This is a genomic window from Aureibaculum luteum, from assembly GCF_003449015.1.
Lineage (GTDB): Bacteria > Bacteroidota > Bacteroidia > Flavobacteriales > Flavobacteriaceae > Aureibaculum > Aureibaculum luteum.
In genome coordinates, this window is record NZ_QRGD01000001.1 from 303,533 (window position 1) to 317,688 (window position 14,156).

General features: G+C 30.8%; 13 protein-coding genes. 6 read left to right on the plus strand and 7 right to left on the minus strand.

Annotation, left to right across the window (positions count from 1 at the left end; all coding sequences use genetic code 11):
- Positions 1-3 precede the first annotated feature (3 nt).
- Genes D3P13_RS01445 through D3P13_RS01465 form a run of 5 tightly spaced genes read right to left on the minus strand, consistent with a single transcriptional unit; the run spans position 4 to position 4,742 of the window.
- A complete protein-coding gene (locus D3P13_RS01445; protein ID WP_117879523.1) occupies positions 4-1,134 on the minus strand; it encodes an aspartate aminotransferase family protein in 1,131 nt (376 codons plus the stop codon).
- Positions 1,131-1,931 carry a pyrroline-5-carboxylate reductase gene (gene proC, locus D3P13_RS01450; protein ID WP_117879524.1) on the minus strand — a complete coding sequence of 267 codons (801 nt, stop codon included), beginning with the start codon at positions 1,929-1,931 and terminating at the stop codon, positions 1,131-1,133. The genes D3P13_RS01445 and proC overlap by 4 nt, the downstream gene beginning before the upstream one ends.
- Positions 1,932-1,954: 23 nt before the next feature.
- On the minus strand, positions 1,955-2,932 hold the full coding sequence (gene argC, locus D3P13_RS01455) for an N-acetyl-gamma-glutamyl-phosphate reductase (protein WP_117879525.1): 978 nt from the start codon (positions 2,930-2,932) through the stop codon (positions 1,955-1,957).
- Complete coding sequence (locus tag D3P13_RS01460; protein WP_117879526.1) at positions 2,929-4,116, minus strand: argininosuccinate synthase; 1,188 nt, start codon at positions 4,114-4,116, stop codon at positions 2,929-2,931. The genes argC and D3P13_RS01460 overlap by 4 nt, the downstream gene beginning before the upstream one ends.
- Positions 4,113-4,742 (minus strand): GNAT family N-acetyltransferase, encoded by a 630-nt coding sequence (locus D3P13_RS01465; protein WP_117879527.1) that lies wholly within the window; start codon positions 4,740-4,742, stop codon positions 4,113-4,115. The genes D3P13_RS01460 and D3P13_RS01465 overlap by 4 nt, the downstream gene beginning before the upstream one ends.
- 446 nt (positions 4,743-5,188) lie before the next feature.
- Here D3P13_RS01465 and D3P13_RS01470 point away from each other — a divergent pair, with 446 nt between their 5' ends.
- From D3P13_RS01470 to D3P13_RS01480, 3 genes are all read left to right on the plus strand, one after another.
- A complete protein-coding gene (locus tag D3P13_RS01470; protein ID WP_117879528.1) occupies positions 5,189-6,607 on the plus strand; it encodes a lytic transglycosylase domain-containing protein in 1,419 nt (472 codons plus the stop codon).
- Positions 6,608-6,796: 189 nt separating this feature from the next.
- Positions 6,797-8,335 (plus strand): lytic transglycosylase domain-containing protein, encoded by a 1,539-nt coding sequence (locus D3P13_RS01475; protein WP_117879529.1) that lies wholly within the window; start codon positions 6,797-6,799, stop codon positions 8,333-8,335.
- A 91-nt stretch (positions 8,336-8,426) separates the two neighbouring features.
- Entirely contained in the window at positions 8,427-9,392 is a 966-nt protein-coding gene (locus D3P13_RS01480; RefSeq protein ID WP_117879530.1) for a DUF4837 family protein, read from the plus strand.
- Here the strand turns inward: D3P13_RS01480 and D3P13_RS01485 are convergent.
- Positions 9,381-10,385 carry an FAD:protein FMN transferase gene (locus D3P13_RS01485; RefSeq protein WP_117879531.1) on the minus strand — a complete coding sequence of 335 codons (1,005 nt, stop codon included), beginning with the start codon at positions 10,383-10,385 and terminating at the stop codon, positions 9,381-9,383. The genes D3P13_RS01480 and D3P13_RS01485 overlap by 12 nt on opposite strands.
- A 148-nt stretch (positions 10,386-10,533) precedes the next feature.
- Here D3P13_RS01485 and D3P13_RS01490 point away from each other — a divergent pair, with 148 nt between their 5' ends.
- Complete coding sequence (locus D3P13_RS01490) at positions 10,534-11,400, plus strand: OmpA/MotB family protein (RefSeq protein ID WP_117879532.1); 867 nt, start codon at positions 10,534-10,536, stop codon at positions 11,398-11,400.
- A 235-nt stretch (positions 11,401-11,635) separates the two neighbouring features.
- On the opposite strand, the gene D3P13_RS01495 is transcribed toward D3P13_RS01490, so the two are convergent.
- Positions 11,636-12,001, minus strand: coding sequence for a Na(+)-translocating NADH-quinone reductase subunit F (locus tag D3P13_RS01495; protein WP_117879533.1), 366 nt, complete (start codon positions 11,999-12,001; stop codon positions 11,636-11,638).
- Positions 12,002-12,233: 232 nt separating this feature from the next.
- Between D3P13_RS01495 and D3P13_RS01500 the strand changes: the two genes are divergently transcribed.
- Positions 12,234-13,076: an energy transducer TonB gene (locus D3P13_RS01500; RefSeq protein ID WP_117879534.1), complete on the plus strand. Its 843-nt coding sequence runs from the start codon at positions 12,234-12,236 to the stop codon at positions 13,074-13,076.
- Between the two features lie 45 nt (positions 13,077-13,121).
- Positions 13,122-14,066, plus strand: a complete 945-nt coding sequence (locus tag D3P13_RS01505) for an acyltransferase family protein (protein WP_117879535.1) — start codon at positions 13,122-13,124, stop codon at positions 14,064-14,066.
- The last annotated feature ends 90 nt before the right edge of the window (positions 14,067-14,156 follow it).

The following is a 14,156-nucleotide window of genomic DNA, read 5'->3' on the forward strand; positions in this document are numbered from 1 at the left end:
TTTTTATTCGTCAAGTAAAACTTTTAAAGCTTCAAAAAATTGATCAATATGATCTTTTTGTATTGTTAATGGCGGTAAAATTCTTAGTAGCTTTTTATTACTAGCACCACCAGTAAATATGTGCTTATCATAGATTAATTTTTTTCTTAATTCACCCACTTCAAAATCAAATTCAAGACCAAGCATTAAGCCCTTTCCTTTTATCTTTTTTACTTGTGGCATCTCCTTCGCGATTTCTATAAAATAAGCCGACATTTTTGCCGCATGGCTAATCAACTGTTCTTTTTCAAGAACTTCTAACACTGCTATTGAAGCTGCACAAGCTAAATGATTTCCTCCAAAAGTGGTTCCTAGAAGTCCATAACTAGCTTTTAGTTTTGGTGCAATTAGAATTCCACCAACGGGAAATCCATTACCCATACCTTTTGCAACCGAAATAATATCCGGTTCTATATTATGATGTTGAAAGGCAAAGAATTTACCACTTCTACCATAACCCGATTGAATTTCATCGGATATTAAAATAACATCATATGTATCGCATAATTTTCTTAAATCCTGAAAAAAAGCTGTTGTTCCTTCATCTAAACCCCCAACACCTTGAATACCCTCAATAATTACGGCACAAACATCCCCTTTTAACAATTCGCCTTCCAGTAATTCACTATTGTTTAAAGGTAAAATTGTAACAGGGTTACAGGCATTTATGGGTGCAATTATTTTTGGATTATCGGTTACAGAAACGGCTCCAGACGTACGTCCGTGAAAAGAATTTTTAAAAGCAATCACACGCCTTTTACCGGTATGAAATGATGCCAATTTCAAAGCATTCTCATTTGCTTCTGCCCCAGAGTTACATAAAAATAGACTAAAATCTGGGCATTGAGAAATGGCACCTAATTTCTGAGCTAATTCTACTTGTAGCGGGTTTTGAACAGCATTAGAATAAAAACCAAGAGCCTCTAATTGCTCTTTAATTTTTGCAACATAATGTGGATGTGCATGGCCTATAGAAATGACTCCATGCCCTCCATAAAGATCTAAATATTCTACTCCATGATCATCAGTAACAAAGATGTCTTTACCTTTTACAGGGGTAACAGAATACAATGGATAAACGTCAAATAAATTCATGTGTTTGCTTCGGTTATTTGGTTAATTTTATTAAAAGAAGAGACAATCCCTTTTATTAGAGAAGAACTTAAACCACTGTGCTCCATCTGGTTTAACCCTTCAATTGTACAACCTCCTGGGGTAGTAACTCTATCTATTTCCTCTTCGGGATGGTTCCCTGATTCTACCAACAGCGTGGCCGCTCCTAAACAGGTTTGCATCGCCATTTCTTGAGCTATGTCAGCTTCAAAACCCAACTGAATTGCTCCTTGCGTTGTTGCTCTTATCAATCGCATCCAAAAAGCAATACCACTTGCACAAATAACAGTTGCAGCACGCATTTGCTCTTCAGGAATTTCAACAGATGTACCTAACCTATTAAAAATAGACTTGGCAATATCAATACGCTTTTTCCCTTTCTCATTACTACATAAGCAGGTTATTGATTTGCCTACTGAAATAGCCGTATTCGGCATGGACCGGATTATAAAATTATCTGAACCAATAACGGCTTCAATACTAGAAATTTTGAACCCAGTTATTGTAGAAATTAAGACGTGATTTTCGGTTAGAATATCAGAAATATCATTAAGAATACCGTCAAAATGTTTCGGTTGTATTGCAAAAATAATAATATCTGAATTTTTAACTGCCTCTCTGTTATCGGTCGTTATTTTAACATTGTCATATTCCGACCACTCTTCAATACTAAGTGTATGTCTTTTTGTTAAGTACAAATGGGTATATGCATTGTTTACAATAAGCCCTTTTGCAATTGACAACCCTAAATTTCCCGCTCCTATTATTGCTATTTTCATTGTTTTATTTTTTAATACGCCTATTAGAAGTAAGTTGCTTTTAAATTTAAACCCTCACTTTCTTCAAATCCAAGCATTAAATTCATATTATGAATTGCTTGACCAGAAGCTCCTTTTAATAAATTATCTGTAATACTACTGATTAACAATTTATCATTGTGCTTGTGTAAATGCACTAAACATTTATTTGTATTTACCACTTGTTTTAAATGCAATTCAACATCACTTAGAAAAGTAAATTTTGCGTCCTTGTAAAAATCTAAATATATTTGTTTAGCCTCTTGTAAAGTACCTTCAAATTTTGAATAGGCAGTGGCAAAAATCCCTCTACTGAAGTTACCTCTATTTGGCATAAAGTTCACTTCATTACTAAATGAAGTTTGCAATTGCGTTAGACTTTGATTTATTTCACCTAAATGTTGATGGGTAAAGGGTTTGTAATACGAAAAATTATTATCACGCCAAGTATAATGTGTTGTTTTAGATAATGATGTTCCCGCACCTGTTGCCCCAGTTACCGCATTTACATGGATGTCACTTTGTAATAAATCATGTTTTGCTAGTGGCAATAACGCCAACTGAATAGTTGTAGCAAAACATCCAGGATTTGCAATATAATTAGCTGATTTAATAGCTTCTAAATTAAGTTCTGGAAGGCCATAAACAAATTCTTTGCCTTGAAAAACACGATCGTTCAGCAACCTAAAATCATTACTCAAATCGATAATTTTTGTAGCATTAGAAAAGTGATTATTTTCTAAGAACGCTTTGGAGTTTCCATGACCTAAACAAAGAAAAAGTACATCAACCTCAGTATTAATTTTATCAGAAAATTTTTGATCTATTTCACCAATAAGATCTTGATGAATATCACTAATTTTATTGCCCGCATTTGAAGTACTATAAACAAAATCAATTTTAACTTCTCTATGATGAATCAGTAATCTAATTAATTCGCCTGCCGTATACCCTGCCCCACCAATAATTCCAACTTGTATCATTCGTTGTTATTTACTTGATTAAAAATCTTATTTTGATTGGATAGAATCTTAATAAAGCCTTTTGCATCATCAGCAGTCCAACCTTCATTCATTTCTCCATATGCAGCAACTTTAGAATTCATCAAATCGTGACGCGACTGAACTCCATCAAGGCTAAACCTATATGGATTTAAGGTGACGATAACATCTCCATTTACATTTGCCTGAGAATCTTCCAAAAACGCTTCAATATTTCGCATAACAGCATCTAAAAACTGCCCTTCATGTAACATTGTGCCATACCAATTTGATAAATACTCTTTATGGTGCTGTTGCCATTTTGTCAACACATGTTTTTCTAATAAGTGATGTGCTTTAATAATAATAAGTGGTGCTGCAGCTTCAAAACCAACTCTACCTTTTATCCCAATAATTGTATCTCCAACATGAGTATCACGGCCTATGGCATATTTAGAAGCTAATTCATTAAGAATTCTAATATTTTCTATTGGACTATTTTTTACATAATCAATGGCTACCAATTCACCTTTATCAAAACTCAACTTCACTTTTTCAGAACCTTCTTTTTCTAACTGGCTTGGGTACGCCGATTCTGGTAACGGTTCATTTGAGGTTAGTGTTTCTTTACCACCTACACTAGTACCCCACAACCCTTTATTAATAGAATATTGAGCTTTTGCCCATGACATTTCAACGCCATGCCCTTTTAAAAACTCTATTTCATCCATTCTTGAGAGCTTTAAATCTCGAATAGGTGTTATAATTTGTATTTCTGGAGCTAATATTTGAAAAATCATATCAAATCGAATTTGATCGTTCCCTGCACCAGTGCTTCCATGAGCGATGAATTTAGCTCCTATATTCTTTGCGTACATTACTATTTCAATCGCTTGAATTATACGTTCTGAACTAACAGATAAAGGATAGGTATTATTCTTTAATACATTTCCAAAAATAAGATACTTCACCACCTTTTCATAAAAGGTTGAAATTGCATTAATATTTTTATAAGATTTAACGCCTAAAGCATATGCTTTTTTTTCAATATCATTGATTTCTTCATCTGTAAACCCACCTGTATTTACACTTACAGCATGAACTTCGTGACCTTTTTCAGCAGACAAATATTTTGCACAATAAGATGTATCTAATCCGCCACTATATGCTAAAACTAATTTATTCATTTGTTTTTATTTTTTAAGAATACTGTTTCTTTAATGTTTTTTAATCTTTGTAAAACTCTTTTATTATAAGGGTGCTTTTGCTCACTTTCCTCTTTTACTTTTTTATCATTGGGGTCATAAAGCATCCCTGTACATAAGCACATTTTTCGTTCTGTACGCGTTAATATATCGTAATTTTTACACGTTTGACAACCTTTCCAAAAAGCATCATCAGTTGTTAACTCAGAAAAAGTAACGGGTTTATACCCCAATTCATAGTTAATCTTCAATACGGCTAAACCAGTAGTTATGCCAAACATTTTAGCATCTGGGAATTTCTTTTTCGAATAATCAAAAATTACTTTTTTGATTTTTTTTGCCAAACCTAGGCTTCTGTAATCAGGATGCACAATCAGTCCTGAATTAGCCACAAACCTTCCATGGTCCCAAGCTTCGATATAACAAAACCCTGCAAATTTATCACCATCTAAGGCAATTACAGCATTCTGATTTTCAAGTTTAGTCATGATATACTCTGGAGTACGCTTGGCTATTCCAGTCCCTCGGACTTTTGCTGATTCCGCAATGGTATCGCAAATAATGGCAGCATACTTATTATGCTTTTTTGTAGCAATAACAATATCCATACTATGATAATAGTTTAATTAAAATGTGTTTGTAAAATTGTATGTTTGAAAAAAGAACCGGACTCACCTAAGTTCATTAAAATATAAGATACCCTTACGGGCGACGAATCCCAGATGGGCGACTAAAATATGTAGAAACTATATGTATTTGTAACACTTTCACATAGCAATATTACAACTTTTTATTAAAGGCATAAAAAAATTTATATTATTTATTTTAGAATTGTAAATTATTTTGACTTAAACAATTTAAAGACCATCTAATTACATTTTTGTTAATCAAAACAGAGATTAACTAACTATTTTTCAATATGCTCAATGGAGATTTACGCAACATCTTCTATTAGAGATTATTACATCTAAAGTTTTTAGCATTAATTAACAATTTTGCTATTACCCTGTGATGCTTTGCTACTTTTGATTTGTTACAAAATCTATCAACCGCAATGAAGAAGCTTTTTACTTTTATTTTATTCTGTAATTTTTTAATAGCTGTTGCTCAGAATCCTTTGGCAGATAGTTATGAATATACAACAAACACTACTGAGGCGAATGTTGATAACACCATTCCCTACAACACAGCAGATACTAAAATAAAACATAACATACTTGAGAATTTCTCAAGTATGTTATTAAAGGACAGGTTGGCAATTCTAAATGACAAAACTCCTTTTGACGTACCTTATAACGCCACTGTTGAACGTTTTATTCGCTTGTATATAAAGGATAAAAAAGAGGCCATTTCAAATTTAATGGACAGAGCTGAATATTACTTTCCCATTTTTGAAGAATATTTAGACAAATATGATATCCCCCTTGAAATTAAATACCTCGCTGTAGTAGAATCTGCTTTACTACCAACAGCAACATCACATGCAGGGGCAAAAGGTATTTGGCAATTTATGTATCATACAGGTAAAGAATATGGTTTAGATGTGACTTCATATATTGATGAACGCACTGACCCTATAAAAGCTACTGAAGCAGCTTGTAAGTATTTAAAAAAATTGCACGATACTTTTAATGACTGGGACTTAGCTTTGGCCGCATATAATTCTGGACCAGGCAATGTAAACAAAGCTATTAGACGTTCTGGAGGAAAAAGAAACTATTGGAACATTAGACAATTCTTACCACAAGAAACAAGTAGTTATGTCCCTGCTTTTTATGCCATGTTTTATCTTTTTGAATATGGAGAAGCACATCAAATTTATCCCAACAATATTGAAATTGATTATTTTGATACAGACACGCTACATATTAATCAAAGACTAAGTTTTTCAGAAATTGAAAAAAGAACTGGTGTCCCCAATAAATTCTTAACCTCATTAAACCCTCAATATAAGTTAGAGATTGTTCCGTTTAACAAAAACAAAACCCATGTATTAACATTACCAAAGAGTGCCATTGCAAAGTTTTTAAGTACAAATTATGAAGAAGACAACACCCTAGACAATAAAGAAAAACCACATAATATTATTCCGAATACTGAAAACAGCTATGTTGTAGAAAAATTAGACAACTTGCCTAAAATTGCGAGAAAATTTGGAATAACATTACAGCAATTAAAAGATTGGAATGGCTTACAAACAAACTTTCTTATTGAAGGACAGCGTTTGGTGATAACGAACAAGAAAAACGAAGTTGCGATAAAATCATCAACAGAACCTATAAAAACCAATGAAGTTTCTGTAAAACCTGATGTTTTTAAAGTCTACACCGTAAAAAAAGGTGACTCTCTTTTTATTATTTCCAGAAAATTTCAAAATGTTTCAATAAATCAACTTCGTAATTGGAACAATATTTGGGGTGTACCTCACATTAAACCTGGTACTGAACTGAAAGTTTTAACAAGTACTGAATAATTTGTAAAGGTATTTTACGTTATGCTAACAGTTTAATATCACAAACTAATTTCAACCACTTGTTTATCAGGTGGCTAAGTTTTATTTTGAATAGGAATTGGGTTTGTAGGATTGACTTAAAAATAATTTTTCTATTTTTGTTTTCTTCTAACCCTAATTTACAGCAGTCAATATTTCTAAATATTTAACATGATGAGATTCGTTTATATATTCATTTTAGTATTATCCCCTAGTCTTTTGTTTGCTCAAAAAACAGCGATTGAACTTAAAGATAATACGACTACAAAGGCATTGAAAATAAATGGAGATAGCCTAAAAATAAACCCTCCTGAATTAATTGACCATAGTGATGCTAATTTAATTGATAGTTTATGGGTGGCTAGGTTAAGAGCGTCATCACTAGATAATGATTTTCAATATGTTGACCCTGATGAAGAGATTTCTGATACATTAAATAGTGAACTTAGCACTGAACTTTTAAAAGAAAGGCTGGCTCACCTGAACAGCACAACGCCATTTAATGTTGAGTACAACTCCTCTCTAGAACGATTAATAAAGCATTATTTAAAAACACGTAAAAAATCACTTGGTATTTTAATGGGAAGGGCAGAATACTACTTTCCTATGTTTGAAGAACACTTAGATAAATACAATATCCCTTTAGAAATTAAATATTTAGCTATTGTAGAATCAGCACTACGACCAACAGCAAGGTCTAGAGTCGGAGCATCTGGTTTATGGCAGTTTATGTATTATACTGGCAAGCAATTTGATTTAGAGGTAAATTCTTATGTAGACGAAAGACATGACCCAATTAGGGCTACGGAAGCAGCCTGTAAATTTTTATCTCAACTATATAATACATTTAACGATTGGGATCTTGCATTAGCCGCATACAACTCTGGTCCTGGAAATGTTTCAAAAGCGATAAGACGCTCAGGTGGTAGCCGAAATTATTGGAATATTAGACACAATTTACCTCGAGAAACAGCTGGTTATTTGCCTGCATTTTACGCAACACTGTATTTAATGGAATATGCCGATGAACACAGCATTAGGCCTCAAAAATTTATAACCAAAAGATTTGAAACCGACACCATTGTAGTTAAACATCAAATTACATTTGACGAAATTAATAAGGTTTTAAATACAGATAATGAATTGTTAGAACATTTAAATCCGCAATACAAGTTAAAAATAATTCCTTTTGTAAAGGAAAAGAAATACACCTTACGCTTACCTGTTAATTTGATTGGAAAATTCGTCTCTAATGAGGAGCAAATTTATGCGTATGCAAAAGCAGATCTTGCTAAACGCGAAAAACAACTACCAAAATTTCAAACAGCTTCTGATAAAATCAGATATCGCGTTAGAAATGGCGATTATTTAGGTAAAATAGCTAAACGTTATGGCGTTGGAGTTTCTCAAATAAAAAGATGGAATGGTTTACGTTCAAATAATCTAAAAATTGGACAACGATTAACTATTTATCCTAAAAATTATAAAACTGCTTCTTCTAAAAGTAAAACAACAACTACAAAAAAAACGGCTACCAAATCTACTCCAACAGGTAAGTATACTACCTATACAGTTAAAAAAGGAGACTCTTTATGGATCATATCAAAAAAATTTCCTCAAGTTTCTGTTGAACAAATCAAAAATTGGAACAATATTTGGAGTGTTAAAAGTTTAAAACCAGGTACAAAACTTAAAATTTATAAAAGTTAAACCAATCGATATTGGTTTGATATTGTATAATTTTTAAGTATTATGCTTGGCTAAAAGAATAAACATCTAACATTAAAACCAATTCAAACCCATGAAAAACCTATTAGCAGTAGCTTTACTTAGCGTTTTTTTTATTTCTTGTAATTCAAAAAACACCAAACTAACATTAAAAGAATCTTATAGTAGAATTAATTTCTTAACAATTGTTATTGAAAACAATCTGTGGAAAGGTCAAGTTGGAGATTCGCTTAGAGATATTATTGCCGCTCCTGTGTTAGGTCTACCTCAAGAAGAAACACAATTTTCAGTAAATCAAGTTAGCCCGGCGGCTTTCTCTAATTTATTTGAAACCAATAGAAATATCCTATTTGTTGGTGTTAGTGAAAAAGAAGGTTATTTTCTAAAGAAAGATGTTTATGCAGCCCCTCAATTGACAATGACCATATTTGGTAAGGATGAAAATAGTTTGACTGCACTAATTCAAGCTCATAAAAAAGATATAATTTCAGTTTTTAAAGAATCCGATTTAAAAAATTATCAAAAAGAAAACATTAAAAATAGCTATGAAATAAAAGAGATTAAAACCTTAAATAAACTTGGAGTCTCAATAAAAATACCTCGTAATTTTGCAATTGTTGATGACACTGGTGATTTTTTATGGCTTAGACAAGATATTACAAAAGGTAGTTTAAACATTATAGCTTATGCCCTTCCCTTAATGGAAAAAGATAGCATTGCAAATAATATAGTAAAAGCCCGAGACTCCATTGGAAAAAACCACATTCCTGGACCTGCTGACGGTTCTTATATGGTTACAGAAGCTGCTTATACACCATTTACTAAGGAGGTTGTTATAGACGACAAACCAACCTTTGAAACAAGAGGCACTTGGGATGTTAAAGGAGATTTTATGGCTGGTCCTTTTTTAAATTACACAGTTTTAGATAAAAAAAATAATAGACTTTTAGTGGTTGAGGGATTTACTTATGCTCCTTCAATAAATAAACGTGATTTTATGTTTGAACTAGAGGCCATTTTAAAAACTTTAAAAATTTGATGTTGCAAATGTTTTTACGACTCCAGAATCGTCACTAAAAATAATAAATCCTTTTAACTCCTTTTTACTTTCTAAGAAGTTTTTAGCCTTTATCAATGGCATTGCCATAACGGCAGTTGCATAAGCATCAACATCCGCACAATCTTTCTCTGCTATTATCGAAACACTTAACAAATTACTTTGTGAGGGATATCCATTTTTAGAATTAATTATATGTGCATATTTTTTTCCAGTGACGGAGTCAATTTTAAATTTCCTATAATTACCAGAAGTCGCCATTGATTGATTATTCAATTCAATGATTTTCTCAAATGAACGAGTCCCATCATAATTGGGATGCTCTATACCTACCTTCCATGACGTATTTTTACCTTTATTTATTCCTTTAGACCGTATTTCACCACCAATTTCTACCAAGTAATTCGATATATTTTTCATTTCTAAAAACCTACCCGCTACATCAACTGCGTAACCTTTAGCTATTGCATTAAAATCAAAATAAATACTATCATTATCCTTAACTACTTTACCATTTAGAAGATTCACTTTATTAAAACCAACCAAATTCAGTAAATGTTTTATGTTAATTGAATCTAACTTTTGAGAAGCTTTCTCAGGGCCAAAACCCCAAGCATTAACAAGAATACCAATTGTAGGATCAAATACACCATCCGTATCCTTATAGATAACCAATGACTTTTTAAACACTTCACTAAAAAAGTGATCTACAACAATAGTGCTATCACCACGATTTATTTTAGAGATATCAGAATTTGAAATATAAGTAGATAACGAATTATTTACCAGAGAGAATAAACTATCGATAGATTTAGAAAAATCAATTTGATTTGCATCAAAATAAGTTATATGAAAAGAAGTACCGAAAGCTGAGCCTTCCAATTTTACAAGTTTTTCATGTTTTAAATCGTTACAAGAACCTAAAACAACTACTACAATAAAAAAAAGAGTAAATCTCTTGAACAATGCATTCATATTGAATAAAATTTCATATTTTTATACTATTGCAAAGGTAAAGATTAATTTTTCAGAATTACTTTGTTAAATTCTTATTAAATATTCTTTGCTCAAATAAATTTTTAATAACTTCGCTTACTAATTAAACAAAAACAACTATTAAATCATGAAAAAAATACTTTTTCTTTCTCTATCATGTGCAATTTTATTATCATCTTGTGTTTCTCAAAAGAAATATGACGATTTATTAAGCCAGTATGATACCGCAAAAACTGAATTAACTGACGCTAAGGCAAAGGTCTTAGATTGTCAAGTTGAAAAAGACAAGTTTGCAGGTATGGTTGCTAACTTAGAAGCACAAAATAAATTTTTAACAGAAAATCATGCACAATCCATAAGACAGATTGAAAACTTAACTACGTTATCTCAATCGGCATCTGGTAACATTAAAGATATTGTTGCTCAATTGAGCGAAAAAGACAAATACATTAATGGTATCCGTGGTGCTATGTCTAGAAAAGATTCTATAAACTTGACATTAGCAGTACATTTAAAAAGTGCTTTAGCTGATGGTATTCAAGATGAAGATATCATTGTAAATGTTGAAAAAACGGTAGTTTACGTTGAAATTAACGATAAATTATTATTTAGAAGTGGTAGTTCTATAATTTCTAATAAAGCAAAAAATATTTTAGACAAGGTAGCTACTGTAATTGCTAGTAGACCAGAAATGGAAGTTATGGTTGAAGGTTACACAGATAGCCAACCAATTAGCACAGCAATTACTAAAGATAACTGGGACTTAAGTACACAACGTGCAACTGCTGTTGTAAGAGTGTTACAAGATGATTTCAAAATAGATCCTAAAAGATTAATTGCTGCTGGTAGAAGTGAATATTTACCATTAGCAACAAACAATACTGCAGAAGGTAGATCTAGAAATAGAAGAACAAGAATTGTTATTTTACCAAAATTAGATCAATTCTTTGATATCTTAGAGCAAAAGCCTGATGGCACTCCAAAATCTGAATAAGAATTATAAATCTTAGAAAAAAGGCGATAGTTTTAAAACTATCGCCTTTTTTTATTTTAATAGAGATTATTTAAATAAATGTGCTATTTCCGACTTCTTGATTTGCATATATAAAAACAAAGTATACAGAAATTAATATTATTATTAGAAGATAATTTTTCCAATAAAAAGAAAAAAAACTAGAATCATCTTCTCAAGAATTTTAATTAAGCTGTGGTTTGTTATAAAACAAATATTAATCCAACACCTTAATGAACTCATCGAAGGCCATATAGTACGGCTGATCTTTGAATACTGGCATTTCTACACTCTCTGCATTAGCAATACCCACACCAGCAAACCAAACCTTTGCATTTTGTTTTATGGCATGTTGCTTAAAGGTTTCCATCCAAATAACATCATAATCTTGGGCATTTTGTATGTTTGAAGTCACTTTAACTAACACAAAAATAGTAGGTTCGCCTTTTTTATAAAGCACATATTGAGGGTGACTTTTAAGCTTACTATTAATTGCTACAAATTCATAGCCCATTTGTTGCAATTTTTCTCCAACAATATTCATTCCTAAATTATGTAACTCTTGTTCAGTAAGTGGTACCATTAATTATAATTTAATTAGAGGCTAAATTTACAAAATATAATAATTTAGTATGCTCCATAAAAAAATAGATATTCCTACCAAACTATGTCATAAAACATGTTTTAATTTTACAATTGGCATTTTATCGTTAATAAGTAATAAAAACTACAAAAGAAATGGCAGTCAATTCTTATTACCTTTAAACGCTAGAACCTAACAACATAGGTTAGTTTATTCTTAAACAATTATTGCCATGAAAAAAACAATACTTATTATCCTTTGTGTTTTATCTTTTAGTCCTATTTTTTCTCAAAAAACAGTTAAAGTAATTAGCTCTAGAGATCAAAAAATTGAGACCTATTACGTGTTTGATACCAATCGTAAAATGAAACATGGAAAATACCTACTAACCTGGGATGCAAACCTATACAAATCTATCATTGAAGAAGGTAACTATGACAATGACAATAAAGATGGCATTTGGAAAGCATATTACCCGTTTGAAGGTAAGTATGATAAAAACGATACTCGAATACATTATCTTACCACTTATAAAGACAATAAAAAAAATGGACTTTTTGTCGAGTTTGGCTATGGAAAAGACACGGTAGAGGTTGGTGAATTTTTAGAAAACAAAAGATCTGGAATATGGAGAAAGTATCAAAACGGAAAATTAGTAGGCAAATACAACTTCGATACAAATGATAATTTGACAGATAGAATTGAAATTAAAAAACAAGGTTCATATAAACTTCCTACATTAATAAAAGACAACTTAAATTTATATCTTATTAATAATTTTCATCCGATAAATCATAAAAAAATAAAAAGGTTATTTGGCATTGTAGATGTTACTATGACTATAGAAAAAAACGGAAGTGTTGAAAATGTCATCGTAAAAGGTGCGGAATATCCTGAATTGGAAAAAGAATTTATTTCAGTTTTAAAATCTACTTACGGCTTATGGAATCCAGCATTAAAAAACGCAGAACAAGTATCAGTTGATATCGCTATACCAATCAAATTTTTGATAGAATGGAAAAAAAAGGGACATAGAGTAGGTGTTCAATGTGGAACGCTGGAAATTATTGAGTAATTATTATATGTACATAAGGTTATGCATTAAACAATTATTCTATTGATGACACAAAGAATTAAAGGAAATTTTGGAAAAGACATCTCAACCATGCTTAAAGGCTTATTAGCAGTTGGAATTGTTTTACATCATTTAGCTGAAAAAACAAATGTTATATTCATAATTGATTTTTTTAAATATTTAGGCAGTCCAATTGTATCAATTTTCTTTTTCATATCAGGTTATGGATTATTAAATTCTCTATTAATAAAAAAAAGCAACTATCTAAATACTTTCCTTAAAAAAAGGTTTACTACACTACTTACACCATTCTTATTAGCCATATTTACGTTTCAAATTTGTGCATATATAGATAATCAATCCATTAATATTAATTTAATTTTTAAAAATCTGATTACTGGAAACACCGATTCTCTCTTACCTTTTTCTTGGTACATATTTACTATTATATTTTTTTATTCAATATTTTATATAGTTTTTAAAACTAAGCAAGGTGCATTACTTTATGGCATTTTTATAATATTATTTTTGTCCATTACCTACGTAATTGTATTAAAATATTTTAATTATGGAGATTGGTGGTATCTTTCAACCTTCGGATTTATTACTGGTTTTTTTATTAAGTATTTCGAAAACCTAATAGATAAAAAGATGCTAAACTTTAAATATATACTTCTAATAGTTGTAATCATTTTACTATTAATTCCAATTTTGGGAGTTTACAGTTACCTGTCAATGTGCCTTTATCCAATAGCTACCTTTTTATTTCTTAAGCAATTTTATTTCCCAAGAAATAAATCACTACTATTTCTGGGTAAAATATCTTATGAAATTTACTTAATACAAGGTCTTTCAATTTTCTTTTTAAGAGGTAATCACATTTTCATTACAAATGATTATTTGTATATTATATTAACCATTATTATAACAATCCCATTAGCAATAATATTAAACTGGTTTTCTAAAATAATTATTAAGAAGTTAGTCTAAGTTTTAAAAAGATAAAACAATTCTTTTAAGTCATTTACATTTATAAAAATCACATCATTATGACCTATGTAAAATAACGGCTACATAATT

Excerpts from the sequence above, each read along its gene's own strand:
- argC (WP_117879525.1), bottom strand. The coding sequence starts at position 2,932 with ATGATACAAGTTGGAATTATTGGTGGGGCAGGGTATACGGCAGGCGAA.
- D3P13_RS01495 (WP_117879533.1), bottom strand. The coding sequence starts at position 12,001 with ATGGTACCACTTACTGAACAAGAGTTACATAATTTAGGAATGAATATT.
- D3P13_RS01485 (WP_117879531.1), bottom strand. The coding sequence starts at position 10,385 with ATGAATGCATTGTTCAAGAGATTTACTCTTTTTTTTATTGTAGTAGTT.
- D3P13_RS01475 (WP_117879529.1), top strand. The coding sequence starts at position 6,797 with ATGATGAGATTCGTTTATATATTCATTTTAGTATTATCCCCTAGTCTT.
- proC (WP_117879524.1), bottom strand. The coding sequence starts at position 1,931 with ATGAAAATAGCAATAATAGGAGCGGGAAATTTAGGGTTGTCAATTGCA.
- D3P13_RS01445 (WP_117879523.1), bottom strand. The coding sequence starts at position 1,134 with ATGAATTTATTTGACGTTTATCCATTGTATTCTGTTACCCCTGTAAAA.
- D3P13_RS01470 (WP_117879528.1), top strand. The coding sequence starts at position 5,189 with ATGAAGAAGCTTTTTACTTTTATTTTATTCTGTAATTTTTTAATAGCT.
- D3P13_RS01465 (WP_117879527.1), bottom strand. The coding sequence starts at position 4,742 with ATGGATATTGTTATTGCTACAAAAAAGCATAATAAGTATGCTGCCATT.
- D3P13_RS01480 (WP_117879530.1), top strand. The coding sequence starts at position 8,427 with ATGAAAAACCTATTAGCAGTAGCTTTACTTAGCGTTTTTTTTATTTCT.
- D3P13_RS01500 (WP_117879534.1), top strand. The coding sequence starts at position 12,234 with ATGAAAAAAACAATACTTATTATCCTTTGTGTTTTATCTTTTAGTCCT.
- D3P13_RS01460 (WP_117879526.1), bottom strand. The coding sequence starts at position 4,116 with ATGAATAAATTAGTTTTAGCATATAGTGGCGGATTAGATACATCTTAT.
- D3P13_RS01505 (WP_117879535.1), top strand. The coding sequence starts at position 13,122 with ATGACACAAAGAATTAAAGGAAATTTTGGAAAAGACATCTCAACCATG.
- D3P13_RS01490 (WP_117879532.1), top strand. The coding sequence starts at position 10,534 with ATGAAAAAAATACTTTTTCTTTCTCTATCATGTGCAATTTTATTATCA.